26 protein-coding genes are annotated in these 25,320 nt (G+C 63.8%); 13 read left to right on the top strand and 13 right to left on the bottom strand.

Features of this window, described 5'->3' with window-relative positions; translation table 11 throughout:
• The first annotated feature begins 11 nt into the window (after window positions 1–11).
• Window positions 12–551, top strand: a complete 540-nt coding sequence (locus ACSFC7_RS00805; protein ID WP_436345863.1) for a flavodoxin domain-containing protein — start codon at window positions 12–14, stop codon at window positions 549–551.
• A 529-nt stretch (window positions 552–1,080) separates the two neighbouring features.
• Here the strand turns inward: ACSFC7_RS00805 and ACSFC7_RS00810 are convergent.
• Complete coding sequence (locus tag ACSFC7_RS00810; protein ID WP_436345864.1) at window positions 1,081–2,442, bottom strand: restriction endonuclease; 1,362 nt, start codon at window positions 2,440–2,442, stop codon at window positions 1,081–1,083.
• A 134-nt stretch (window positions 2,443–2,576) separates the two neighbouring features.
• On the opposite strand from ACSFC7_RS00810, the gene ACSFC7_RS00815 reads away from it, so the two are divergent.
• Window positions 2,577–2,978: a hypothetical protein gene (locus ACSFC7_RS00815; protein WP_436345865.1), complete on the top strand. Its 402-nt coding sequence runs from the start codon at window positions 2,577–2,579 to the stop codon at window positions 2,976–2,978.
• A 267-nt stretch (window positions 2,979–3,245) separates the two neighbouring features.
• The gene (locus ACSFC7_RS00820; RefSeq protein ID WP_436345866.1) at window positions 3,246–4,181 is read left to right on the top strand and encodes a hypothetical protein; all 936 of its coding nucleotides are present in this window, start codon (window positions 3,246–3,248) and stop codon (window positions 4,179–4,181) included.
• A 22-nt stretch (window positions 4,182–4,203) separates the two neighbouring features.
• Here the strand turns inward: ACSFC7_RS00820 and ACSFC7_RS00825 are convergent, their stop codons facing one another.
• Complete coding sequence (locus tag ACSFC7_RS00825; protein WP_436345867.1) at window positions 4,204–5,127, bottom strand: LLM class oxidoreductase; 924 nt, start codon at window positions 5,125–5,127, stop codon at window positions 4,204–4,206.
• A 124-nt stretch (window positions 5,128–5,251) separates the two neighbouring features.
• Complete coding sequence (locus ACSFC7_RS00830; protein ID WP_436345868.1) at window positions 5,252–6,313, bottom strand: M20/M25/M40 family metallo-hydrolase; 1,062 nt, start codon at window positions 6,311–6,313, stop codon at window positions 5,252–5,254.
• Window positions 6,314–6,460: 147 nt separating this feature from the next.
• Between ACSFC7_RS00830 and ACSFC7_RS00835 the strand changes: the two genes are divergently transcribed.
• Complete coding sequence (locus ACSFC7_RS00835) at window positions 6,461–7,597, top strand: ATP-binding protein (protein ID WP_436345869.1); 1,137 nt, start codon at window positions 6,461–6,463, stop codon at window positions 7,595–7,597.
• Window positions 7,598–7,765: 168 nt separating this feature from the next.
• On the opposite strand, the gene ACSFC7_RS00840 is transcribed toward ACSFC7_RS00835, so the two are convergent.
• Window positions 7,766–9,736 (bottom strand): aconitate hydratase, encoded by a 1,971-nt coding sequence (locus ACSFC7_RS00840; RefSeq protein WP_436345870.1) that lies wholly within the window; start codon window positions 9,734–9,736, stop codon window positions 7,766–7,768.
• Window positions 9,737–10,057: 321 nt separating this feature from the next.
• On the opposite strand from ACSFC7_RS00840, the gene ACSFC7_RS00845 reads away from it, so the two are divergent.
• The 6 genes from ACSFC7_RS00845 to ACSFC7_RS00870 all read left to right on the top strand — a co-directional run bounded on the left by ACSFC7_RS00845 (window position 10,058) and on the right by ACSFC7_RS00870 (window position 13,970).
• Complete coding sequence (locus ACSFC7_RS00845) at window positions 10,058–10,540, top strand: deoxyuridine 5'-triphosphate nucleotidohydrolase (protein WP_436345871.1); 483 nt, start codon at window positions 10,058–10,060, stop codon at window positions 10,538–10,540.
• A gap of 61 nt (window positions 10,541–10,601) precedes the next feature.
• Window positions 10,602–11,156 carry a metal-dependent hydrolase gene (locus ACSFC7_RS00850; RefSeq protein WP_436345872.1) on the top strand — a complete coding sequence of 185 codons (555 nt, stop codon included), beginning with the start codon at window positions 10,602–10,604 and terminating at the stop codon, window positions 11,154–11,156.
• 75 nt (window positions 11,157–11,231) lie between these two features.
• Window positions 11,232–11,696 carry a copper resistance protein CopD gene (locus tag ACSFC7_RS00855; protein ID WP_436345873.1) on the top strand — a complete coding sequence of 155 codons (465 nt, stop codon included), beginning with the start codon at window positions 11,232–11,234 and terminating at the stop codon, window positions 11,694–11,696.
• 197 nt (window positions 11,697–11,893) lie between these two features.
• Entirely contained in the window at window positions 11,894–12,331 is a 438-nt protein-coding gene (locus ACSFC7_RS00860) for a hypothetical protein (RefSeq protein ID WP_436345874.1), read from the top strand.
• Window positions 12,332–12,588: 257 nt separating this feature from the next.
• Complete coding sequence (gene gnd, locus ACSFC7_RS00865) at window positions 12,589–13,488, top strand: phosphogluconate dehydrogenase (NAD(+)-dependent, decarboxylating) (RefSeq protein ID WP_436345875.1); 900 nt, start codon at window positions 12,589–12,591, stop codon at window positions 13,486–13,488.
• Between the two features lie 170 nt (window positions 13,489–13,658).
• Window positions 13,659–13,970 carry a HalOD1 output domain-containing protein gene (locus ACSFC7_RS00870; RefSeq protein WP_436345876.1) on the top strand — a complete coding sequence of 104 codons (312 nt, stop codon included), beginning with the start codon at window positions 13,659–13,661 and terminating at the stop codon, window positions 13,968–13,970.
• 56 nt (window positions 13,971–14,026) lie between these two features.
• Here the strand turns inward: ACSFC7_RS00870 and ACSFC7_RS00875 are convergent, their stop codons facing one another.
• Window positions 14,027–14,323, bottom strand: a complete 297-nt coding sequence (locus ACSFC7_RS00875; RefSeq protein ID WP_436345877.1) for a hypothetical protein — start codon at window positions 14,321–14,323, stop codon at window positions 14,027–14,029.
• Between the two features lie 380 nt (window positions 14,324–14,703).
• Between ACSFC7_RS00875 and ACSFC7_RS00880 the strand changes: the two genes are divergently transcribed.
• The gene (locus ACSFC7_RS00880) at window positions 14,704–16,176 is read left to right on the top strand and encodes an HNH endonuclease (protein ID WP_436345878.1); all 1,473 of its coding nucleotides are present in this window, start codon (window positions 14,704–14,706) and stop codon (window positions 16,174–16,176) included.
• A 145-nt stretch (window positions 16,177–16,321) separates the two neighbouring features.
• Here ACSFC7_RS00880 and ACSFC7_RS00885 read toward each other — a convergent pair whose 3' ends face one another.
• The 5 genes from ACSFC7_RS00885 to ACSFC7_RS00905 all read right to left on the bottom strand — a co-directional run bounded on the left by ACSFC7_RS00885 (window position 16,322) and on the right by ACSFC7_RS00905 (window position 20,369).
• Window positions 16,322–16,720: a DUF5615 family PIN-like protein gene (locus ACSFC7_RS00885; protein ID WP_436348043.1), complete on the bottom strand. Its 399-nt coding sequence runs from the start codon at window positions 16,718–16,720 to the stop codon at window positions 16,322–16,324.
• The gene (locus ACSFC7_RS00890) at window positions 16,629–17,879 is read right to left on the bottom strand and encodes an RNA-guided endonuclease InsQ/TnpB family protein (protein ID WP_436345879.1); all 1,251 of its coding nucleotides are present in this window, start codon (window positions 17,877–17,879) and stop codon (window positions 16,629–16,631) included. The genes ACSFC7_RS00885 and ACSFC7_RS00890 overlap by 92 nt, the downstream gene beginning before the upstream one ends.
• A 246-nt stretch (window positions 17,880–18,125) precedes the next feature.
• Window positions 18,126–18,398: a DUF433 domain-containing protein gene (locus ACSFC7_RS00895; RefSeq protein WP_436345880.1), complete on the bottom strand. Its 273-nt coding sequence runs from the start codon at window positions 18,396–18,398 to the stop codon at window positions 18,126–18,128.
• A 298-nt stretch (window positions 18,399–18,696) separates the two neighbouring features.
• Window positions 18,697–19,944 carry a hypothetical protein gene (locus tag ACSFC7_RS00900; protein ID WP_436345881.1) on the bottom strand — a complete coding sequence of 416 codons (1,248 nt, stop codon included), beginning with the start codon at window positions 19,942–19,944 and terminating at the stop codon, window positions 18,697–18,699.
• Between the two features lie 230 nt (window positions 19,945–20,174).
• Window positions 20,175–20,369: a hypothetical protein gene (locus tag ACSFC7_RS00905; protein WP_436345882.1), complete on the bottom strand. Its 195-nt coding sequence runs from the start codon at window positions 20,367–20,369 to the stop codon at window positions 20,175–20,177.
• A gap of 92 nt (window positions 20,370–20,461) precedes the next feature.
• On the opposite strand from ACSFC7_RS00905, the gene ACSFC7_RS00910 reads away from it, so the two are divergent.
• Window positions 20,462–20,857, top strand: a complete 396-nt coding sequence (locus tag ACSFC7_RS00910; RefSeq protein ID WP_436345883.1) for a thiol-disulfide oxidoreductase DCC family protein — start codon at window positions 20,462–20,464, stop codon at window positions 20,855–20,857.
• 44 nt (window positions 20,858–20,901) lie between these two features.
• Here the strand turns inward: ACSFC7_RS00910 and ACSFC7_RS00915 are convergent, their stop codons facing one another.
• Entirely contained in the window at window positions 20,902–22,392 is a 1,491-nt protein-coding gene (locus ACSFC7_RS00915; RefSeq protein ID WP_436345884.1) for a lipase maturation factor family protein, read from the bottom strand.
• 187 nt (window positions 22,393–22,579) lie between these two features.
• Entirely contained in the window at window positions 22,580–23,371 is a 792-nt protein-coding gene (locus ACSFC7_RS00920) for an HpcH/HpaI aldolase family protein (RefSeq protein ID WP_436345885.1), read from the bottom strand.
• Between the two features lie 94 nt (window positions 23,372–23,465).
• Between ACSFC7_RS00920 and ACSFC7_RS00925 the strand changes: the two genes are divergently transcribed.
• Entirely contained in the window at window positions 23,466–23,993 is a 528-nt protein-coding gene (locus ACSFC7_RS00925; protein WP_436345886.1) for a cupin domain-containing protein, read from the top strand.
• A 46-nt stretch (window positions 23,994–24,039) separates the two neighbouring features.
• Here ACSFC7_RS00925 and ACSFC7_RS00930 read toward each other — a convergent pair whose 3' ends face one another.
• Window positions 24,040–25,254 (bottom strand): MFS transporter, encoded by a 1,215-nt coding sequence (locus ACSFC7_RS00930; RefSeq protein WP_436345887.1) that lies wholly within the window; start codon window positions 25,252–25,254, stop codon window positions 24,040–24,042.
• Window positions 25,255–25,320 lie beyond the last annotated feature (66 nt).

The following is a 25,320-nucleotide window of genomic DNA, read 5'->3' on the forward strand; positions in this document are numbered from 1 at the left end:
GGTGGCCACCGATGACCCGCGTCCTCGTCGCCTTCGGCTCGAGCGAGGGCCAGACGGCGACGATCGCCGAGCGAGTGGGAGACGTCCTCGAGGCGAACGACCACGAGCCGGTGCTGGTCCACCTGAAACATCCCCCGTCGGGACTCGACGTGAATGCGTACGACGGCGTGATCGTCGGCGCGTCGATCCACGCGGGGTCTCATCAGGGGTACGTCACCGAGTTCGTTCGAGAGTACCGCGAGGCGCTAAACCGGCTTCTGTCGGCCTTTTTCTCGGTGAGTCTGACGGCGGCGCACGCGGATCCGGTCGAGCGAGAGCCTGCACGAGAGTTGCTCGAGGCGTTTCTCGAGGAGACGGGTTGGGAGCCGGACGGGACACTCACCGTGGCGGGCGCGCTGAAGTACAGCGAGTACGGGCTGATGAAACGGTTCGTGATGCGCCGGATTGCACGGAAGGCGAGCGGCGATACCGACACGTCGCGGGATTACGAGTACACTGACTGGAACGAGGTCGAGGCGTTCGCACTCGAGTTCTCATCTCAGCTCCGCTGACTACTGTACTGTCCGATCTACCCGACAGGTATGACGAGTCGAGCGTTCTGCTGCCGCTGGCGGCGATGAGTGCCACGTCCTCCCCAGCCGATTGCTGCTCGCGGGCCGACGGCCCGCTTGTCTGGTTCGCGGAACCTCCGGTTCCGCGCTACCGTTCGCACCCGCTGGCTGCTCACTCATCCACTGGAAGACGCTTCGCGACTGCCAAGCCGTCGCTCGATTCATCTGCTTACGGGCGCTCCGCGCCCGTCTGCTCGCGGGCCATCGGCCCGTCTGCTCACGGCGGCAAAGCCGCCGTTCGCATGGTATGCGGGACCGTTGGTCCCGCACTACTCGCATGGTCTGCGAGACCTGCGGTCTCGCACTATTCGCACGGTCCGCGGGACCTTCGGTCCCGCGCTACTCACGACGACCTCGCACGGTTTTGTGCCGTGGTTCGCCCCCGGCTCACCACGGCCCAGCGCGCGCCACCGCATGTGGATCGATCGGTCCGAAGTGACACGTGGGAAGTTCTTTGCGTCGGGCGAATTTACACGAGACCGAGCGATAGCACGACCAGGAACGCCACGAATAGCACGCAGAGGACGGTACCCGCGGCCAGCGTCACGTTCTCCTTCGCCTTCTCGTGGATCGGCATGTTAGCGTACTCCTCGCGGAAGGCCTCGAGGTTCTCCCGATCGTAGAAGTACTTGGTGTCGAACGCGAACCGTTCGGTCACGGCACAGCCGGTACACACCGGTTCGTCCACGAGTCGCTCCGTTCTGACGTGTTCGTCGCAGTTGATGCTCCCGCAGTTGCGACAGTAGATGTAGCTCTCGCTCGCCCCGTCGGTGCCGCAGTGGACACACTGACGGAACTCGTTCGTCGTGGTCGCTCTCGAGGGGCCGGCGGCGTAGTAGGCGTACCGATAGTCGTACTCCCCGAGCGAGACGCGGGACTGGACGTGCGGCGCGTAGACGGGATCGATCGACCAGATCGAGACGTCCGAGGATCTCGGCGTACAGGTCTTCTCGTAGTCGACGTTGTTGTCGCCCGTGTACTGGACCGTCGTGGTGTGCACCTGTTGCAGTCGATCGATCGCCCACTGCTTGTAGGTCGTTTCCGTCCGGCCGAATCGGGCGTGCTCGACGCCGTCGAAGGTGTCCCGGAGGCCACAGTTCTCGAGGTCGATGCGGGGTGCCGACGGGTTCGCGACCAGGTCCTTGACGTCGCCGGTCTCGATCTGCGGCGTGTCGCCCTCGGCGCGGATCACGAGGTCGTTCGACTCGTCGACCTGATGGACGACGCCGACGGACGTTTCGAACGTCGCGTTCGTTCTCGTGTGGACGGTCACCATCGGCTCGAGCGACACGGTCGTCTCGGGCGTCGGAATCGTCGCGGGCTCGAGGTTGTCGATCTCGCGGGCGGCTTCGAAGACCGGCGCGTCCCGACCGGCGGTGGGGTGGGTCGGCCGGAGGACCTCATCGCAGAGGATCTCGATCCGGCCGTTGTAGAGGTCCATGCCGATCTCCTCGCTGATCTCCCGGAGGTCAGTGCCGTCGAGGAGTTCGACGCCGCCGTCCCGGCTGGAGCCGAGGTTCCGCGTGTACTCTCGAGCGGGGGCGGTAAACCGTCCGGTCGTCACGACTAACCCGCGGACGGGGCCGTCGTACTCGTACGTCTCGACCGCCGAGTGGAGTTTCTGGATGACCGGCCGGCTGACGGTCTCCGTGTGTTTGCACTCGACGACGACCGCCCGCCGGTTTCCGTCGACGACCTCCTCCATCAGGATGTCTCGACCCTCGTCGGCCGTCCGTCTCGATTGCTGGACGTTCTCGTAGCCCAGGTGTCGGAATACGTCCTCCATCAGGTCCTCGAACTCGTAGCCCGAGAGGTCGTCGAGTATCGCCATCGCGTTCACGGAACCTAGATAGTCAGGGAACCATAGCGTTTCGGGTCGACTATCGAATCCGATTACTAGGGCCGAGAATCGGCAGCCGTTGCCGACCCTGAAACGTCTTTGATGCCGTCCGTGGTCCCACGCCTATGACGACCGATCCCGACGAGCTCGAGTTGACCGACGCCGAGGAGCAGGCCCTCCACGAACTGCAACTGGGCATCGAGCACATCCACCGGGCCTACGGCACCCTCCTCGAGTTCCACCACGACCTCGGCCACGCGATGGACCGGATGAGCGACGCCGAGGACGCCCTCCGCGAGGCCGGCCACGACGAGTGGGCGGACGACCTCCGCGACGACCACCTCCCCGCGGGTGCGATCAGCGATCAGTGGACGTTCGAACTCGTCGAGGAGTTCTCGACCGAGTTCCTCGAGGAGGTCGACGACTTCGAGGGAGAGGTCAGGGACGAACTGGCCGACGGCGTCGACCACGTGACCGAGCGCCGCCAGAAGCGTCGGTTGCGCGACCGCGCGAAAGACGAGCGGTGACGGCCGGCGACCCGAGACGGGGATCGGTCGATACAATTATTTGATGGGAATCCCGATAGTTGATCGAATGGGGGATTCGCAAATAGCGACGGTTGGGGACACCGTCGGTCTGACACCGAACGGTACCGGCTCAGCGGCTATCGACGGACCGACACCGAACGCTAACCGATCGACACCGAACGCTAACCGATCGACACCGAACGCTAACCGATCGACACCGAACGACGACGGCCCACCGACTGCAGACGCCGTCGGTCCGAACTGAGCATGAACCGAACACGACGGACGGTAGTGGCGACGATCGGCGGCTCCGCCGGCCTGCTCACCGCGGGGACGCTCGCGGCTTCGTACTGGTCCAGCGACGGGTCCGACGAGTCCGCCGTCGACGGCGACGGCCCGGTCCTCGAGTTGACCGACGACGGCTTCGAGGCCCACGGCGACCTGTTCGACGGCGACGTCCAGCGGCCGCCCGTCGCGTTCGACGTCGTGAACGGCCGACCCGACGCCGTCTCGCTGACGCTCGCGGCCGACGCGTTTCGACTGACCGCGGCAGACGCCACTACGACGGACGATGGACACCTCCGCGTCGGTGGCGGCTCGAGCGACCGACTCGAGTCCGGGGCCAGACTTGCGAACGTCGTCGTCGAACTGACGCCGGACGCTGCCAAACGGGCGACCGAGCGGACGATCACGGAGCCGATCGCGGTCACCGTCGACGGCGAAGCGACGATCGAAAGCGGCCTGGAACTCGCCCTCGAGCGCCCCGGATTCGTCGTCGAGAAAGCCACGCTGGCGCTGCGTCGAGTTGACGGCCCCGTCGAACACCGATGGACCCTCTCGAATCTCGACACCGGCGGCGTCGCGCTCGAGGCGCTTCGGTTCGACTACGCCGACCTCGAGTCGCGATCCGCGAGCCGGTTCGACGACGCGGAGTCGCTGTCGGCGACGATCACGGTCGACGGAACCGAACGCGAGGGCGAGATCGAACACCGAACGGCGGATCGGATCGACGTCGCGCTCGCGGAGCCGCTCGAGACCGACGGCGCGTCGGTCGAGATCCGGTTCGCGGCACCGGAATCAGAATCGGAGTCGTCGGCGAACCAGCCGCCGAACGGGGAGCCAGGGACTCGGAGCGGGGCGACACTCGAGTTCATCGGCGGCGGGTACAGCGGCCGCGTCGAGGGCGTCTGGAACGACCCCTGAAATCGAGGCGTAGAAAAGCGCGCTACAGTTCGGCCATAATTTCGTCGGCGAACGTCGACAGCACCGCCTCGCGATCGTCGTTCTGGATCCCGATAATCGCGTGGTCGAGGCCGTAGTCCTCGAGTCGTCGGAAGTAGTCGCGGAACCACTCGACACCCGCGTGAAAGCCGAGATGCAGCGGTTCGGGGTCGGCCGTCGGATCGTCGGCCAACTCGACCCGGACCGCGATGGAGAACGGTTTCTCGCCCGCCAGTTCGCGCCAGTCCGCGAGATAGCTCTCGAGCGTGGACTCCGGGAGGTGATAGAACAGCCAGCCGTCGCCGTGCTCGGCGATCCACTCACGGGACTGGCGGGCGTTCCCGGTGGGTAACAGCGGGAGCGTTTCGGTCGTCGGCTTCGGGACGACGTCGAGGTCACCCTCGAGCGATCCCCACTCGCCGTCGACGGTTGGAAACTCCTCGCTCCAGACGGTTCGAATCGCATCGACGCGCTCGCGGAACACGCGGCCGCGCGCCTCCTGATCGACGTCGAAGGCGGGATACTCCGGGTCGCGGTCGCCCGAGGCGATCCCGAGGACGAGCCGCCCGTCGGAGAGCCGGTCCACCGTCGCGGCGGATTTCGCGACGTGGAGCGGGTGGCGAAGCGTGAGGACGATACTCGAGGTCCCCAGCGCGATATCGTCGGTGTGGGCGGCGACGTGGGAGAGCCACGGCCAGGTGTCGAAGGTCTGGCCAGCATCGCCGAATTTGGGCCAGTAGGTCGGGACGTCCCGCGCCCAGAGTCCGTCGAAACCGACGCCCTCGGCGTGTTTCGCGAGGCGCACCTCTTCGGCGACGTCCGGCGTCGAGCGGTTCGCCCCGGTGAGTGGGAATCCGGCGCCAAAGGACAGGCCGTCGCCGTCGAACAGTCGTCGGTAGCCCTCGTTTTCGTATCCACGGGTCGGCATTCGCTCGAGCTATCGGCTCCGATCGGATGTCGGTACCGGTTCACCGACGAGACCGGTTCGAGATCACCGGTGTCGCAGCGCGCGTTCGCGATGCTCGCCGTCTCGCGGTCAGTCCCGAGGGAGGTCAGATATCGACGGCGAACGGGGCGAACTCGTCCGCGCGACTCGCAAACCCGCTGAGCAGCGCCGCCACAGCCTCGAGATCGTCGGTGTCGATCACCTCTACGGGGGTGTGCATGTACCGGTTGGGAACGCTGACGACCTGCGAGGGGATCCCGCCGGCCGCGGTGAAGAAGCCGTCGGCGTCCGTACCCGTCCCGAGACCGAGCGCCTCGACCTGAACGTCGATCTCTCGGTCGTCGGCGACCGACCGTAGCGCCTCGAAGAGCGTCGGATGATTCGTACTCCCTCGTCCCAGGGCCGGCCCCCCGCCGAGTTCCATTCGGCTCGTCTTCTCGCTCGGCGCCGAGGGGTAGTCGACCGCGTGACCGACGTCGACGACGACGACGGCGTCGGGCTCGAGGTCGAAGCCGACCATCTGCGCCCCTTTGACGCCGACTTCCTCCTGGACGGTCGAGACGGCGTAGACGGTCGCCTCGGTACCGGCTTCGACGGCCGTTCGAAAGCCTTCGGCGGCGGCCCACGTCCCGACGCGGTTGTCGAGACCGCGGGCGGCGAGGCGCGTCTCCGAGAGCCAGGAGACCGTCGACGAGAACGTGATCGGGTCGCCGATCTCGAGGCGTTCGCTCGCCTCCTCCTCGCTCTCGGCGCCGATGTCGATCCAGAGGTCCGAGATGTCGGGATCGCCGCCGTCGTCCTCGCGGAGGTGGATCGCGGTCTGTCCGATCACGCCGTCGATGGGGCCGTCCACGGCGTGGATCGTGACGTGCTGGCCCTGCGAAACCGTCGGGTCGCTGCCGCCGATGCGCCCCGGCCTGACGAAGCCGTTCTCGTCGATCGATCTGACGATGAATCCGATCTCGTCGGCGTGGCCGGTGAGGGCCACTTCGGGCGCGTCGGGGTCCCCCTCGTGAACGGCGATGGCGTTCCCGTAGGCGTCCGTCCGAACGTCGTCCGCAAACCGGTCGACGTAGTCGACCCAGACGCGCTGTCCGCGAGTTTCGTAGCCCGACGGCGAGGGCGTCTCGAGCAATTCGACGAGGAATTCGCGCGACGTAGATTCCATATCCGAATCCTACGGGCGGAGAGTTGGATATAACTGCGTCGATTTCGAGCCGGAATACGCGGTCACCGTACGAGCGAACTGAGCACTGAACGGGTATTCACTGGCCGAGTCATAAGGACTATAATCGATCCTGATGCAAACACGGCAATGCGCCCCTGGGACCGCTTCGTCGCCGTCATAGGCGGGAGGAACACGATCATCATTCTCGGGGGGCTGTACCTCGCCCTTGCTGTTGGTTGGGCGTTTTTGCCTACCACTCCGGAGCTGACACTTCCGAGCGTTCTCATCGTCTCTAGCTTCATCGGCGGCTCCGGGTTCATCCTCCTCGCTGGCGGATACCGATTGCCCAACACCGACATCCACCCGCGATTCTATTCCACGATTGCAGGCTGGTGCCTCGTCGGAATCGGGGTAATGCTCGCCATTCTCGCGCTCTACAACCTCCAGCCCGGTCCGAATCTCTCCAGCCCACTGTGGTCCGTCTCTATACTCACCGGGTTCAGTTGTGTCGCCGGATACGGCGTAGGGACGTACGCTGCGCAAGCGAAAACACACGCCTATCGACTCGAACGGCAAAATCACCGACTAGAACGGACGCAAGCGGAACTCAGGGAATCGAACGAACGCTTAGAGCAGTTCGCGTACGCCGCGTCGCACGACCTCCAGGAGCCGCTCCGGATGGTCTCGAGTTACCTGGAACTCATCGACCGCCGATACGGTGACGAACTCGACGACGACGGCGAGGAGTTCATCGAGTACGCCATCGACGGCTCGATGCGAATGAAAGAGATGATCGACGGGCTGCTCGAGTATTCACGCGTGGATACGCAGGGTGAACCGTTCGAACCCGTCGATCTCGACGAGGTGCTCGTCGACGTTCGCGAGGATCTTCAACTGCAGATCGACGAGACCGACGCCACCATCGAAACCGCCGAGTTACCGCGTGTCGAGGGAGATAGGAGCCAATTACGCCAGCTCTTTCAGAACCTGCTGTCGAACGCGATCGAGTACAGCGGCGACGAGCCGCCGCGGATCGACGTTTCCGCCGAACCCGATACCGAGGAGTGGATCATCTCGGTTCGTGATAACGGCATCGGGATCGATCCGGCGGACCAAGATCGCATCTTCGAGGTGTTCCAGCGCTTGCACAGCCACGAGGAACACGCCGGGACGGGAATCGGGCTCGCGCTCTGTGAACGCATCGTCGAACGTCACGGCGGCGAGATCCGGGTCGATTCCAGTCCCGGGGAGGGGACGACGTTCACGTTTTCGTTACCGGCGTAACCAGTGAGACGGAGAACCGTTCTACACCGAGCGATTCAGTATCGGCCTGAACAGCCTCAACGTGTTACATCCTTCATCTATAGTATACACTGAACCGATCCCATCGGTCGGTGCGGATTCCAACGGAGTCAAAAATCGAAACGCGATTCGCTCGCTGCAGCGAGTCGATCAGTCGTCGGCGGGGGCGGCGCCGCTGCCGCCTTCGGCCTGCTCTTTCGTCCAGGAGAGCTTGCCGCCGGCGGCGAGGATTGCGCGCTCGCGTTCTGAGGCGTCCAGCGTCGCGGTGTACTCCTCACCGTTGACGCGGACGGTGAACTCTTCCTGCCCGCTGGTGACGGCGTCGTAGACGTCGTCGTCGATTTCGATCTCGTCGCCCTGATCGATGTTCTCGTAGGTGTCCTCGTCGATCGTCAGCGGGACGATCCCGAAGTTGAAAAGGTTCGCGCGGTGGATCCGGGCGAAGCTCTGTGCGAGGACGCCCTCGATGCCGAGGTACATCGGACAGAGGGCCGCGTGCTCACGCGAGGAGCCCTGGCCGTAGTTCTCGCCCGCGACGAGGAAGCCGCCGTCGGCCTCGAGTGCACGGTCGGCGAACGTGTCGTCGACGCGCGAGAGGGTGAACTCGCTCAGCTTGGGGACGTTCGACCGGTACATCAGGATGTCCTGGGTCGCAGGGATGATGTGGTCGGTCGTGATGTTGTCCTCCATCTTGAGCAGCGCCTCGCCGGAGATATCCGAACCGAGCTGGTCTTTCAGCGGAACGTCGCCGATGTTCGGACCCTTGATGAGTTCGTCGTCGACGGCCTCGTCGGGGGCGATGAGGTCCGTCTTGGAGCCGTCGTACTCGTCGGGAAGCTCGACGCCGGGCGCTTCGAGATCGCCGAGCTCGTCGGCGAGGTTCCGTGGGTCGACGATTTCGCCTTTGAGCGCCGCAGCGGCGGCGACCTCCGGCGAGCAGAGGTAGACGTTGTCGTCTTCGATCCCGGAGCGCCCCTCGAAGTTGCGATTGAAGGTTCGCAGCGAGACGGAGTCCGAGGACGGCACGTGACCGATGCCGATACAGGCACCGCAGGTCGCCTCGGAGAAGTTGACGCCGGCGGCCATCATCTCCGCGACCCAGCCCTCGCGGGCGAGCATCTCGGAGGCCTGCTTGGAGCCGGGCGCGACGATCGTCTCGGTCTCCATCGAGGTTTCACGGCCCTCGAGCATCTTGGCGACGGGGAGGATGTCCTCGTAGCCGCCGTTCGTACAGGAGCCGACGATGACCTGCTCGACGGACTCGCCTTCGACTTCGCTGACTGGGACGACGTTGTCCGGCATCGAGGGCTGTGCGATCAGCGGCTCGAGGTCGGAGAGGTCGACGACGATCTCGTCGTCGTAGTCGGCGTCGTCGTCGGGCTGGAGCTCGACGTACTCGTCGCCGCGGTTGACGCGCTCGAGGTAGTCCTGGGTCTGGTGGTCGGTCGGAAAGATCGACGTCGTGGCGCCGAGTTCGGTGCCCATGTTGGTGATCGTCATCCGCTCGGGTGCGGTGAGCGACTCGACGCCGGGGCCGGTGTACTCGAGGATTTTGCCGACGCCGCCCTTGACGCTCAGTCGGCGGAGCAACTCCAAGATGACGTCCTTGGCGGTCGCCCACTCGGGGAGTTCGCCCTCGAGACGGACGCTGACGATTTCGGGCATCTCGATGTAGTAGGGGGCGCCGCCCATGGCGACGGTGACGTCGATGCCGCCGGAGCCGATGGCGAGTTCGCCGATGCCGCCGGGGGTTGGCGTGTGGCTGTCGGAACCGAGCAGCGTCTTGCCGGGCGCTGCGAAGTTCTCGCGGTGGACGTTGTGACAGATACCGTTGCCGGGGCGAGAGAAATGAGCGCCGTAGGTGCCGGCTGCAGAGCGGAGGAAACGGTGGTCGTCGGTATTCTTAAAGTCGAACTGGTAGGTCTGGTGGTCGCAGTACTGGGCTGCGATCTCGGTCTGGACTTCGTCCAGTCCCATCGCTTCGAACTGGAGCCAGACCATCGTTCCGGTCGTGTCCTGGGTAAGTACCTGGTCGATCTCGATCCCGATCTCCTCGCCGGTTTCGAGTTCGCCCTCGACGAGGTGGTCGTCGAGAATCTTCTCGGTGAGAGTCTGTCCCATAGCATCCAGAACTCGGCTTTCCGTCGTGATAAATCCAGCGTGTTTCTGCGAGGTGGCGTCCGTTTTCAGGCCACGAAACAGGTACTGTTCGAGTAAATATTACCACGCGGGTGGACGTTCGTCCGGGTAAGTCCGGACGGATGACACTACCATTCCAGTACCGCTGATTCTCACGAGTACAGGTGCGTCACCGCTCGATTGCGCGTTCCGTCGGCTCACCCGAGCGCGGCTCGTCGACTGTCGTACGGCGTGCCACGCGTATCCGTTCCGAACCGCTCACGAACGGATACGCTTTTCTCGGTTCCGTGGTGTTGTCAGCACATGTTTCGCTCCGGTGCGTTCGTCGCCGAACACATCTCGCCGACGACCGACGATCAGATCCAGCCGAACGGCGTCGACCTGACGCTCGACGTCGTCTTCGACCAGCTCGAGCCGGGTCGCATCGGCCGAGACGGGAAACAGGTCGGCGACCGGGTCGCCCGCCCGCTCGAGGAACTCGAGAAGAAAGATCCCGACACGTACTATCTGCCGGAGGGTGCCTACGTCGCCCGCTACGGCGAGCGAATTGCGATCCCCGAGAACCACATCGGCTTCGTCTACCCTCGCTCGTCGCTGATGCGCAACTCGTGTATGTTGAACACGGCCGTCTGGGACGCCGGTTACGAGGGCCGTGGCGAAGGGCTGTTGCAGGTCCACCACGACGTCGAGATCGAACGCGGCGCACGGATCGCCCAGCTCGTCTTCGCCGAAGCGGACCACGAGGACGTCTACGACGGCAGTTATCAGCGCGAGAACCTCGAGTAGGTCGGACGAACCACCGGTTCGCGTATCCTTTTGACGGTTCCCGACGGAGGGATCGATACCGATGATGGCGACCACGCACGTGTTCGCGGGACTCGCCGTCGTCGCTCCCGTCGCGGCACTCCGCCCCGAGTTTACGCTGCCGATCGCAGTCGGTGCGATCGTCGGCGGACTCGCTCCCGATTTCGACCTCGTGTTCGCACACCGGCGGACGCTGCACTTCCCCGCGGCCGGCGTCGCACTCGCCGGTCCGGCCGCCGCGTTTGCAGTCGCGTTCCCCTCGAGCGCCACGGTCGCCCTCGCGGCGTTCGCCGTCGCCGCGTGGCTCCACGCCGCCAGCGACGCGCTCGGGGGCGGCCCCGAGATGGACCCGTGGAACGACCGGAGCGAACGGGCGGTCTACGACCACGTCCGGAACCGCTGGATCCGGCCGCGACGCTGGATTCGCTACGACGGCGCGCCCGAAGACGCGGCGCTCGCCGTCGCGCTCGCCGTGCCGGCGCTGCTCGTCTTCGACGGCTGGATCCAGACTATCGTGCTCGGCGGCATCGCCGTTTCGCTGGCCTACGCGCTGCTTCGCCGGCGACTGGTCGCGTGGGTTCCCGACTGGCTCGAGTGACAGCGTACGGAGACGAAGACGCGAGGAGAGACGCGAGTCGGAACGCTGATACTGCCGCTTCTCCAGCAACTCCGTATGGTTGATACGTTCCTCGCCCAGACGACCCATCTCGTCTTCGCCGCGCTCTGGGCCGGCAGCGTCTGCTTCGTCGCGTTGGTCGTCTTACCGCTCGCTCGAGACGGCGCGTTTAACACGACGAAACCGCTCGAGGTCATCTCGGGGAGACTCACGACCATCACACGCGTGAGCGCGCTTCTCTTGCTCCTCTCGGGCGGTCACCTCGCCGAAACGGGGTACACCTCCGAGAGTCTCTTCGGGACGATAAGCGGCCAACTCGTGCTCGTCATGGTCGGCCTCTGGGCCGTGCTGGCCGCGCTCGTCGAGATCGGTACGAAGCGACTCGAGGCGGGACTCAACGGGAAGAAACTGCGCGAACCCGCGAGCAAGGCGCTGCCGGTGTATCGGGCGGCAGCGGTCGTCTCCATCGCGTTGCTCGTGGTCGGCGGCATGCTCTCGACGAACGTGGCTCGACTCCTCTAACGACTCACAGCGTCCCACGACGGGTCACGGACTCTCGTGGCCGTTCGACGTGTAATACTGTCTGCCGTTCGACGCACGTCCGTGAACTGGCCGAATATCGTCGGGAAACTGCCGACAGAATAGATTTTCGGTCCGAAACGTCCTTGGAAGGAATATTCTTGCGAAAGATACTTAGTTGGTTACTGTAACGTACTCCCATGATGATCAGGGGCAAAGAACTGGCGCTGTCGGTGCTTGCGGTCGGAACTGCTGCAGCCGCCGGATACGTGCTACACTCGGGCCAGCGGACCGACTGCCCGTCGCGATCGAAAGCCGACCTCGGCGCACGAGTCGTCGGCAGCGAAGAGGTCCCTCGCGGGGCGACCGTCGTCGATATCACCTCCCAGCGACTGAGCGACATCCCCGGCGCGCGCCGCGCCATCGACCGCGCGGTTCGCAACGACGCGCGCGAGAAATGGGAACACATCACGATCGACCACGAGGGCGCCTGGTCCGTCGTCGACGCCGTCCGCGGCTCGCTGCCGTACCACGACGGGAACGGCGGCGAGTACAACGGCGTCTACGTGCGGTACAACGACCACATCGTCGTCCTCGACGCGATCGGCTGGGCCCGGCTCGAGGAGCCGCTCCACTAACCGCCGCTGGCGTCCGATCGACCGTTGTCGCCGCGATTCGAACCGTCGTTACGACGGTGGTTTTTGAGCGCCCGCTCGACCCGAGCAGTGTCACCTCGACCCGATCAGTGGTACTGATCGGCTAGCGCGTGCGATCGGTTGGACCCGCCAGTGCAACTCGAGAGTGCAGTTCGAGCGTGGATCCGCCCGAACTCGAGCACCCGGCGGCCGTATCCCAAATCACAACCACTACCTCGCCCCCCCGCCGAGTACTCGTCATGCAACTGGGCGTAATCGGACTCGGACGTATGGGACAGATCGTCGTCGATCGCACCCTCGAGGCGGGCCACGACGTGGTCGCCTTCGACCTCGAGCCGGAAGCCGTCGCGACGGCCGCGGACGCGGGTGCCGAACCGGCGGAGTCGGTGTCGGATCTCGTGGACCGCCTCGGCGAGGACAAGCGCATCTGGCTGATGGTCCCCGCCGGCGGGGCCGTCGACGCGACGCTCGAGGAACTCGAGGCGCATCTCGATTCGGACGACGTCGTCGTCGACGGCGGGAACTCGTACTTCGAGGACTCCGTTCGACGGGCCGAAAGCTGTCCCGCGGCCTACCTCGACTGCGGGACCTCCGGCGGCCCCGCGGGCGCACACCTCGGCTTCTCGCTGATGGTCGGCGGGCCGGAGTGGGCGTACGACGAGTTCGTCCCCGTCTTCGACGCCGTCGCGACGGGACCCGACGGCCACGAGCGCATGGGCCCCGCGGGCTCGGGCCACTACGTAAAGATGATCCACAACGGCGTCGAGTACGCGCTGATGCAGACGTACGGCGAGGGGTTCGAGTTGCTCCACGAGGGGCGGTACGACCTCGATCTGGAGAACGTAGCGTCGGTCTGGAACAACGGCGCGGTGATCCGCTCGTGGCTGCTCGAACTGTGCGAGGAGGCGTTCCGCGAGGAGGGCACCGATCTGGGCGACGTCGCGGACCGCATTGAGGGCGGCTCGACGGGCACGTGGACCGTCCAAGAGGCGCTCGAGCAGGAGGTACCGCTGCCGCTCATTTACACGGCGCTCTCCGAACGGTTCGGCTCGCGGGCCGACGACGGACGGTTCTCGCGACGGCTGGCGAACCGACTCCGGTACGGCTTCGGTCGACACGACGTGCCGCGACGGGAGTAGCGGAGTCGCCCGCTCGGGATCGAGACGCGAGAGTCACAATTACCGGTCCAAAACCGGCGATACCGGCACCGATCGCGACATTACACGGGGTCGAACTGTGATTTTGCCTGTCTGGCCCGGGTCGAAAAATTGGGTCATTTTCTTTACTCCCGGTCACGAGACCATGAGTTATGAACGCTCACAACTCGACGACGGTGACGGCTGACGACAACCAGCGGCCGAGTATGGCCGTCGTCGACCTCGTCAGTGAGGCGACTGGAATCGACATCCTCGAACTCGATCCCCTTTACAACGCCATCGACCCCGACGTTCTCGATACGCTCTGTACGTCCAGTTCCGGATTTACGAGTCTCGAATTCCAGTACGCGAGTCACACCGTCGTCGTCGAGCAGGTCGAAATCGGGGTAGAAATATCGCTCGAACCGGTGACGATCGGGGCGTCCGGATCGTCGGGCGTTGCCGATAGCGGACCGTCGGCATAAGCTGGATTTTCAGAACGATAGCGACTACTGTTCGTCATTTCGGCAGATCACCGTGCTTAGTCGCAGACTTCTTCCTCGTACTCTCGCTCGAGCGTCAGCACGATATCCCACTGTCCTGACGTCATCAGCGCTTCGTTCTCGAGTTGAACGTAGTATCGGCCGTCAGTATCGATAGTGAGCGTCCGCCGGATGTTGCTGCTGGGGCCGATATCAGCGATCATGCTTCCCAGCGAATCTTCGACCTCGAGCGCAGGCCGTGCGCCATCGACTTCGGTGACATCGATGGTCAGTTGGTCGCCACGCTCCAGGTCGGGATTCCACGTGAGTGTTCCACCAGCACTGACAGACTGCATCTCGTCGTACAGCGTTTCCTCTCTGGTCTCTGTAACAGTTCTGCAGTCTGTACCACCGTTAGACGATTCAGTCGCGGTTGTCGCGCCGTTCCCCTCATCCGTACATCCAGCGAGCGTGACGATTCCGCCAGCACCAACGCCCCGAATCACAGTACGCCGTGTAACCATACACTGTACTGGTGAGATGTCGTGAAAAGACATTCGCTATAATTTATCAGTATTGGCATCTGATAGCACATCCGGTACAAGCAGTTCCGTGTCAAAACGATTCCGGAGCGCAACGCCGTCGATTGTATTGGACGAGGCGATCCGTAACTGAAAGCGCTGCCACTCGATTTATATCACGTGTCTCTCAATAGTAGCGTAGCTAGATATCACAGATGGGAGAGGAGAAACGCAACATCGCAGTTCGATTCTTCGGCGGTGCGGGGAACTACACGGACGTCCTCGAGGAGTGCTTCACATACATTTGTACCGAGAATCCGGATGAACGGGCCGTTCTCGAGTGGCTGAAATCGAACACGCGAGCGACGAGCGACGACGGAATTCGTGATCGGCTCAGTTTTCTCGAGGCGATCGGACTGCTCGTAATCGACGAGGAACGGGTGACGTTGACCGAGCGCGGAATCCGGTGGCTGGCCGGTACTGAACCGGAAGTGCTGTTCGAGGCGCTCACCGAGAACGTCCGCGGGTTCGAAGCCGCTCTCGAGGCGCTGCTGGACGGGCCGAAAACGGACGAGGAATTGGGGACGGCTATCGCAGCCGAGCACCTCGAGTTCGGCTGGAACGATCCCGCGGGTCCCGCACAGCATCGGGGCTGGTTACAGAGCCTCGGCTACGTCGAGCGGTCGGACGGGATGAACTCGCTGACGGACGGCGGACGAACCCTCGCCCGACGGCTCGCGTCCGACGTACCGGCCCTCGAGTGCGGCGAGTACTACTCGCAGACGGAACTCGAATCGGCATTCGACACGAGTTTCGGCTCGTACATCAAAGGGATCAGTCCGCGAACGGACGACGACGGCGAGCGTGCGTACATCATCGTCAAGGCTCGAGAGGACGGCCCGTACGGCGACGATCTCGACGGTGAGCGCTTCACCTATATCGGCGAAGGGGTTCCCGCGAAGGGCGATCAGTCGTTGACCGGGGCGAACAAGGCGTTACTCGAGCAGGCAGAGGTGGAGCCCATTCCGGTGTACTTCTTCTTCCAGCCCGCAGACAACAGCGAACTGCGCTACGAGGGACTGGTGGATGTCGTCGACGTCCGGTACGTGTTCGATGACGACCAAGAGCGAATGGTCTACCGATTCACGATGGAGCGTCTGGAGTTCGATCATCCAGCGGAGTTCGAAACGCTCGCGGCGTCAGTCACCGACGGCGGCGCCGCGAGTGGTGAGCAGACGGAGGATGAACCCGACGCGGAACCGGCGCTGACCGACGACGAAGCCGAGTTCACCGAGACCCAACGACGGGTGCGCTCGAGTGCGTTCGCGAAACGGGTCAAGACGGCCTACGACTTTCGCTGTGCGATCTGTGACGCGTCTCGTGAGTCACCCGCGGGGACCGTCGACATCGAAGCGGCACACATCTATCCGAAACGGGACAATGGCAGCGATATCGTTCAGAACGGACTCGCACTCTGTCGACTGCACCACTGGGCCTTCGACGCCGGCTGGCTCGCCGTGTCGGACGAGTATCGGATTCTCGTGGTGGATCGACCGGATCTCGAGGGGTACGAGGAGTTTTCGCGGCTCGAGGGAGAGACCATCACGGTGCCGACTGCCGAGGAAGAACGACCGCACGCGAAATTCCTGGCGGCACACCGCGAGCGGTACGGGTTCGAACCAGTGTAGAGTCCCAGAATCTATCGTAATCGAGAGTAGTGTCCAGCCATCAATACGCCTAACTCGTTAGTCGAACTCTCGAGTGGGAGTCAGTGCTATCGGGAATAGTATAGACAACAAGCAGTTGAAACGTGATCGATTTGTCGACGCAGCTTCAGCAATAATGGATCTCGCGGTCGTTTGGCGAACGAGTTTCGAGGTGTGAATCGACCGTCTTGACGACGTCTCCAATATCACGACCTGCCTGCTGGACGAAAATAATACCGGCGTGGTCTAAGCCAGCGCGTTCGACCAGCGAGAGAAAGTCGTCGTCGAACGTCAACAGTATCCAGTCGTTCTCGACGTCGTATGAGAGGTGGTCACGATCAGGCTCACCGAGTTTACCTTTGTCTCGAACGGTGTGACATCCTCCGCGCCCTGAAGGGCGCGGCTTCCCGTACCGCAGGTAGGATATTTTCGGTCTACGACACGACCTGTTCTCTCGTGCGAAACATCCCGCTCTCGCGGTCGAACAAGTATGTCGAGGGCTGTGCCACGCAGCCGTTACTCCTATCCTCGCCGTGAGGACTCGGAGTTATCTTCTGTCGCATGTTCTCCGCCCCGTTACAATCCGCGTTCCCGACCAGCTCGCACGACGAACAAACGTACAGCCCACGGTGTTTGCGATTCGACCTTGTCTCGTCACCACACCGTGAGCAGGTCTTACTGGTGTCCCACTCGTTCTCTTTCAATACTTCAACACCGCGTATTTCTCCTTTGTACGCGAGATATTGGTAGATGCGGTCGAACGCCCACGAGTGCAACTTCTTGTTGCCAGTTTTTCCCCAGTCGGACTCACGCACGTCTTCCGGCCAACTCACCGCGAGCGTGCCAACACCGCGTTCAACACACTCAGTGATGATGGTGTCTGTAAGCGTGTGGTAGAAGTGGGTTTCACGGTCTGCGAGTTTTCGGCGCGCCCACATCGACTTCTCTGAGGGGCCGTTCTCACCCTCGGTAGTATACTCTGCTCGGGTGAAGTAGTGCTTGTCCTGTTTGAGCGATTTGCCGGGGTACAGGACGTATTCGTCGGGAAAGGCGACCGTAGCGATATTCGTGATGCCGAGGTCGATGCCTGCTATGCCGTCGCCTGCCGAGTCAGTAGTTTTGAGTTCGGCTTTGCAGACGAAGTGCAGTTCCCACTCGTCGCCGTTCCAGACGGCACGAACGTTTTGCACCTTGTTGACTTCCGAGAGGTCAACGTCGGGGCGAGTCTGGTATTCACAGAGGATGAAGTCCGACCAGGTCTCTTTCAGATTCGACCCTTTCGACAGTCGAACGCGATTGTTCTCGAGGTCGTGTTTGAAGCCGTCTGCTTTGAACGTGACCGTACTCTTGGGGCGAGTGTCGCCGTGTTTGCGGTAGCCGGGCGGATTCGCCTCATCGTCTTTGTGCCGCAGGTCGAACCACGACTGGAAAGCGTCGGAAAGTTCTTCGATGACTTTCTGACTGGATTGTGCATTCAGGTCTTTCCAGCATCCTTGGTTCTTCATATACGATTTCAGCGGGCCTTCGTCTGGGATTTCGCCAGTTTCGTTCCAAATCCGGTCTACTGTCCATCTTGCGACGTTCCAAATTTTCGAGGCAGAGTCTCCAAGCGAGTCAAGGTCATCGCAGACCTGTCGCTGGTTCTGGATGGAACCAACGTAGGTTCGAGTGACCTTAATCGCCATATATAGCCCATGTAGTTAAACCAACTTAATGATATGGATTCATGTTGAATATCCGTTCTGCTATCGACAGTGATCGTGTAATTGTGTGACGCGATTCACGCCCGTTGAGCAAACCGGAGGTTTGTGATGCCCATCAGAACGCGAAGCGTTCTGAGGACGGCGTAAACGACGGGATTCTCTCGCTGATTAAAGATAGACAGTCCAGCCACGACGGCGCAGTCCATCAGCTACTGGATCCAGATTCCTTCATCGCAGTAGAGCGGTCTCATGCTGGAGCAGACTCAGCCGGTCGGAAATCGTCGATGTGATCGAAGTAATAGGCGAGTGCACGGTGGACGTCTCCGAGCGTGAGATCAGGGTACAGTTGTCTCCGAGCGTGAGATCAGGGTACAGTTGTGTGATTTCGTCCGGTTCGTACCCACTGTGTTCGTAGGCAATCGCGATGTCCTTCACACGGATCCCGGTCCCTTCTATCGTCGGCGCTCCGTCGCTGTGCGCTGGATCCTGTACGATACTCATGTACTGAAATAGTTCGTAATCATCCTTAAAGGCACGGTCGACGATTCGTTCCGTTTCGGTATCGGTACGGTGTCTCTCGATGTTCAATGGCTACTATTGGACGGGCTTGTGCCGCCGACGATCACTACGATGAAACCGGGAGTCTACCAACTATCCAATCGTAGTCGATCCTGTCTCGAGGACGAACTCGAAGAATAACAGCGCGTCACCGTCGTGAAGGACCAGTCGCCGTTTTCAGTAACCCAGTGACACTTTGGAGAGGGGCTCCTACGTACCTCACACGTCCCATTCGGTCGACTCAAACCGGCTCCCGAAGCGCCCAGACGTCTTCCGTCGGCTCGAGTCGGTTCGGTTCCCTCCCTCGCTCGGTCAGAATCCCGGCGTGGTACAGCATCGCCTTCAGCTGGAACACGGTCGGCGAGTGGTAGACGTGTCCGTCCTCGAGCGCCTCGCGCCGTAAGTCCCCGTCTTCGGTCAACACCCGCCGCCGAACGTCGTCGTCACCGCGAACGAACAGCTCCACCGTAAAGGTCGGATGAACCGCGTGCAAGTGCTCGACGAGATCCACGAGCGACGGCTCCGGCTGCCAGTCGTCGTGCATGACCTGGAGTTCCGTGACGAGTAGCTCCGTCGCGGGATACTCGAACACCACTCGACGGGCTAGCTGGCCCCACTCGGGAGCGAGATCGACGAACCGTTTTCGCGAACGGTACCAGTCCTCGAACTCCTCGAGTGCGCTCTCGGCGGATCCACAGCGGGCGTTCGCGAACCGGACGACCTCTTGGCCCAGCGACGTGAGTTCGATTCCGCGCGGGTCGTCCTCGATCAATCCCAGAAACGCGGCGCCGCGTCTGGCATCCGTGACGGCGCTGACGACCCTGTATTCGGACAGCAACTCGTCAGTATCTCCGTTCGCGTAGTGGGCCAGCGGATAGCCGAGGTAGTTCTTCGGGTGGTTCAGCCCGAAGGATTTGTTCGCGACACCCTGCGCACCGGCCTGAAACCGAAGGGCCGTCGCCTCGCTCGAGGTCCGATTCCCCACGACTCGCGGGACCTCGAGCACGTCCACCCCACCCGCAGTATCCACACCCAGAACCCCCACGTTCAGCTCCCGAGCGAGCGTTCGATCGGTCTCCGTGATCGCGGCCGCCGGTGCCGCGAAGTACGCCGCGTTGGCCTCGTGGAGCCGGTCGTAGGCCTGTACGATCCCGAGTTGCGTATCCACGCCGCCGCTCGTCTCCCCCTTCGCCTCGATGGCGATCAGCGGCGGCTCGTCGCCCACTCGCTCGACGGCGAGGAGATCGGACTCGAGCGCACGCACACCGACCAGATCGGGATACCCGCCGCCGATCTGGACGTGATTGAACGGCGCGAGAGAGTCTCGAGTCGCGGGATCGATCGGCTGCCCGGAGAGCCACTCGTCCTGCGAGAACTGCGTGTCGGCCACCACGTAGGACGGCCCGTCGTCCTTCTCGGCCGGAAAGAGCCGCCGCTTGGTGTGGGCGAGCACCTGCGGTTCCGAAAGCGGTCGCGCCGCGCTACTCATGCGTCTCGATTAGTCACTGACACCAATAATGTTCTGGCGAGACGACTGGTCGCCGTCCACGCTGCTATTGCTGCTCGAGTGATCCACCGCCGGGTGGGACTGAAAAGGGCGAGCGCTCTCGAGGAAGGCGGGCGACGCAAGCACCGCAGCGAAGCGAGGAGCACAGCGAGCCCACCGAGTCGAGAGCGCTCGGGGCTTTCGGAGTAGTACCATCTATCGAAAAGACAGTATCACAGCACACTAGCCTCGAGTTCGCTGACGATCCCCGCAGCCAAACCGCCGATCCCGAGCACGGCGAGCACGATACCGACGATCCAGAGCGTCGATCCCCACTCGAAGATCGCCACGAGCCAGAGTGCGCCGACGAGGACGATGCTGCCGGCGACGATCAGTTGGACGAACCGCTCCATAGGGCTCGAGTCCACGTCCCGACTCAAGTATCCCGGTATCAAGAACGCGGTCTCGGCGCGAGCGAATCCGGGTTAGGCGTTAATGTCTCGAGCGCGTACGTCGACCCATGACCGAGCCGACCCTCGTCTACGACGACGATTGCGGCTTCTGTACGTGGTGGGCCGACTACTTCGACGAGCGGACGACGCTACGGATCGTCGGCTTCAGCGACTTACCGGACCATCCCGACCTGCAGGAGCGGCTCCCGGAGTGCTACGAGGAGTGCTCGCACCTCGTGACCGACGACCGAATCTACTCCTGTGGCGCGTCGATCGAGGAGGCGCTGCGCCGGTACGACCAGAGCGGGCCCGTCGGCAACGCCATCGGGTTCCTCCGGAATTTCGAGGACTACGCGCAGATTCGCGAGTGGGGCTACCGACAGGTGGCGGACAACCGCGACAAGTGGGGCCAAGTGATGTCGAAGACGCCGCCGGCCCGCCAGAAATCCGACGACGACCGCTGAGTTTGAGCCGTCCCCACGCTCGTCGGAGACCGACCCGCCAGCGATCACAGTCCCGGTCCGCGCATCCGCAGTTCCTCGAGCGAGACGGCCCCGACGTACGTCCCGACACGTTCGCGCCGCCACCAGTCCCCGGTGGCCGCGCGCTCTTCGGGCGTCGTGTACCGGTAGCGATAGCGGATCGCCCGGACGTGCGTCGGCGACGCTCCGTTTTCGGCGAAGGGATCCTCAGCGAGCAGCGCGACCGTCTCCTCGTCGCCCTCGAGCAGCTTCGCCAGAAACCGAGTGAACCACGGCTGGCGACGCGGCGAGGGCGCCATCGCGGCGAACCACAGCTGCCAGTCCAGCCGAAGGTGGTACGGCGCGATCTGGGGCGGCCGCCGATCGAGAGCCGTCGGCTTCCCGTTGAACCGGTACGCCTCCCAATCGGTCTCCTCGTCGATCCGCTCGTCCGTCGTGCCCTCGATCACGACCTCGTAGCGGTCCCGCGTCACCGAGCCGAACGCGCCGTACGTGTTCACCAGATGGAGCGGATCGAACGCGGTGTTCATCGTCTGGCTCTCCGAGAGCATGTTCTCGATCGGCCGGATGCTCATCGCGAGCACGACGATCGCGACCAGGATCGTCCCGGCCTCGAGATAGAACGGCGTCGCCACCGTTTCGGGCCGCGAGACGGCCAGCACGCTCTCGAGCGCGGAGACGGGAAGTGCTGCCTCGAGAACCCCGTCGCTGAACGTCGCGATCGCGAGGACGATCGTCAGCGCGTTCAGCCACGCGAAGTTCCCGGTGAGCATCAGCCAGCCCATGAACCCGATCGTCGCCGCACCCGCCAGCGACGAGGCGGGCTGTGGCGCGAAGTAGAGGAAGGGAATCGCGAGTTCGACGACGTGATTGCCGAACGTCTCCAGACGATGAAACCGCTCCGAGCGGTGGTGGACGTACCAGCTCACGGGGTTCGGAATCGGCTGCGTCTCGTAGTGGTAGTCCATACACGAGAGGTCGCGCCAGCACTCGTCCCCGCGGAGTTTGATCAGCCCCGCGCCGAACATGTTGCGAAAGAGCACCCACTGCAGCAGTAGAAGGATCACGAACGGGGGCGAAACCGCCCCCGCGCCCAGGAAGATCGCGAGAAAGCCCGTCTCGAGCAGCATCGACTCCCAGCCGTAGCCGTAGAACGTCTGCCCGGCGTTGACGAATGAGAGGTACAGCAGCCACAGGCTCGCCCACAGCCCCATCGAGACGGGCGTCGGATACGGCTCCGGGAGCCAGTAGGGAACCCCCAGCAGCGCCAGCAGCGACAGGCCGACGCCGGTCCACGCGGCGATCCCGATCGCTCGATCGGTCGGAACGACGTAGAAGAGGCTCGGCCGCTCGCGAAACGACGCGCCCTCGGCGTACCACTCGAGGGGCAAGAGGCCGTCCTCGCCGGCCAGCGGCCGGAACTGGTTCGCCGCGACGAGAAAGGCCAGCAGGAACAGCAGCGCGAGCCCTCGCTGAAAGAGAAAGCGAACGAGCCAGAACTCTTCGCCGTGGAGCATGTGCGGTGCTGATCGCTCCCGACGGCTAAAATCGTCGGCTTTCAGCGGGTGTCAGTGCGCCGCTCGCCCCAGCGGCGACTCACCCACGTCACTGCTCGGGCGATTCACCTACGTCACTGCTCGGGCGACTCACCCACGTCACTGCTCAGGTGATTCACCTACGTCGCTGCTCGGGCGACCACTCACGTTACTCGATCCCCTCGTACTCGGTGAACCACGAGCGTACCACACCCTGCAGCGCCCCCGTGGTACTCCCGAGATTCAGTATCTGATACCCCGATTCCGCCTTCTCGTTGACGTCGTCCATCCCGAAGCCGAGGCCGCCGAGGGGGACGTCGGCCTCGAGCGCCGCCTCCCGGATCTCCTCGATATGTTCCTCGACCTCCTCGTGGGTCGGCTCCCCGGGATGACCCAACGACACCGCGAGGTCGAGCGGGCCGGCGAAGACGAATCCGAGTTCCGGAACCGACAGGATCTCCTCGATGTTCGCCACCGCGGTCGGGTTCTCGATCGTCACGCCGACGACGATTTCGTCGTCCTCGGTCCCGGCGTAGTCGTCGGTCGTCCCCCACCGACTCGCACGGGGGCTCGCGAACCCCCGCTTCCCGGGGTCGCCGTCGTACTCGAAGCGAGACGCTTCCACCGCCCGCCGGACCTCGTCGGCCGTCTCGATTCGCGAGACGAACAGGTTCCGGACGCCGGCGTCCAGCGCCTTCCGAATCATCCCCGGATCGGGTTTCGGCAACCGAACGAGCAGTTCCGTGCCCGTCACGTTCGCCGCGCGGAGCAGGTCGTCCAGTCGCTCGCCGTCGAACGGACTCGGGCCGGCGTGCTCGAGGTCGATCCAGACGAAGTCGAGGCCGAGTTCGCCGTAGAACTCGACGAGCGTCGGGCTGTACGTGTTCTCGAGGATGCCGAGCGCGACGGCGTCGTCCTCGAGCGTCCGTCGGAGCAGGTTGGTACGCGGTGACGTCGCCATAGACGAGGCACGACAGCGGGAGGGATAATGCTTCGCGGGTGGGTGGTCGTGTCTCCGAACAAACATCTTTGGTGCAGTGCGTCGAACGACACCTATGAATTACGTCACGATCGGCGATCTCGAGCCACGTCCGTACGACGACGAGTTGCACGCGGATCGACGCCCCCTGTCCGAACCCCTGGGAGCCGAACACGTCGCGATCACGCGCTACGTCCTCGAGCCCGGCGAACGGTTCAGCGGCTCGGTTCACGCTCACTTCGATCAGGAGGAGGTGTTCGTCGTTCTCGAGGGCGAAGCCACGTTCGAAGCGTCCCCGAACGACGACGATAGAGACGGCAGGCCCACCGAGATCACCGTCGGCGAAAACGAGGCGATCCGCTTTGCGCCCGGAGAGTTCCAGTCCGGACGGAACGACGGCGAGGAGCGAGTCGTCGCGCTGGCGCTCGGCGCGCCGCGTGACACCGAGGATATTCGCATCTCGCGCATTCCCGTACTGGACGACAGGGACGTCTCGTGTCCCGACTGCGAGGCGGATCACATGCGGATCTCGAGGAGCGACGACGCCGACTTCGAGTGTCCGGACTGTGCGGCGACGCTGACCCTCGATGTGGAGCAACCCTGACCCTCGAGTGACGAACCCGCCAGCGAAAGCCGGCAGAAAACGCCGCTCAGCCGTCCTGATACTGCAACGCAGTCCCGGCGAGGACGACCACGAGCGCGCCGCCCGCGAGCATCGCCAGTCCGGGAACGAACGAGCCCGTGACGTCGTGAAAGACGCCGATGAGCATCGGGCCGAAGAAGCCCCCGATCTCGCCGACGGCGAAGATGAACCCCACCGCGGTGCCCGTGAGTCGCGCCCCGATCCCCTCGAGATCCGGCGGGATCGCCCGGACGAGCGGCGAGACTCCGCCGACACCCAGGCCAGTCACGAGAATGCCGACGACGACGAGCGCTCCGGTATCGCCCGCGATCACCCCCACGACGCCGAGAAAGGCGGCGGCCCCACAGCCCATCAGGGCGGGCCGCCGCGCCTCGAATCGATCCGCCAGTTCGGGCACCGCGAGGACGCCGACCACGTAGGCCCCGATCAGCAGGCTCGTCGCCTGGCCGGCCAGCCCGGCCGAGAGCCCGCGGGACTCGAGCAGCGTCGGCAGCCACCCCTGCAGCCCGTGGTTGAGCAGCAGGTACATCGTCCCGATGACGACGACCAACCGCAGTTCGCGGTGGGAGACCACCAGCCGCAGGTCGGCGACGACCGACTCGAGCGAGAAGGAGTCGTCGTCGGCCATCCGGTCGTCGATCCGCGCGCGGTGGGCGACGAGCAGCCAGGCCAGTCCGTAGGCCACCGCGACGACGCCGCTCCAGAAGAACAGTGGGCGCCAGCCGCCGAGCCACGGTCCCAGCACCGGTCGTCCGACCGCGAACACGAGCGCCGATCCCGCCGAGGCCCCGACGAGGTAGATCGCGGACGGGCGTCCGGTCTTCGTCGGCGGAAAGAGGATGCCGACCAGTTTCGGGAGCCCGAAGGTGATCGCCGTCGCCCCGACGCCGAGCAGGAGGGTTGCAGCGAGCAGCGACGGAAACCCGAGGGCGACGCTGCGACCGATCTGCGCGACGCCGTAGATCACTACCCCGGCCGCGAGGCTTCGTCCGGGACCGATTCGATCCACCGCGATCCCGGAGAACAGCGCGAGCGGGATGTAGGTCAGCGGTACCGCGCCGGCGAGCACGCCGGCTTGCGTGCTCGAGAGCCCCAGATCGTCGATAATCCCCGACAGATACGCCGGCAGCGAGAACCAGACGAACATCAGGCAGGTGTAGCTCAGCGCCGCGAGCGCGACGAGGCCGTACTCCCGGCGATACTCGGCAGTCGCGCGACCCATTCGGGCGAATCGAGTGGCGGAACGCTCGAGTAGTTTGCCGTCCCGGTCGATACGGCCGGGTCCTTT

Source organism: Natronorubrum halobium (assembly GCF_051351675.1).
Classification (GTDB): Archaea; Halobacteriota; Halobacteria; order Halobacteriales; family Natrialbaceae; genus Natronorubrum.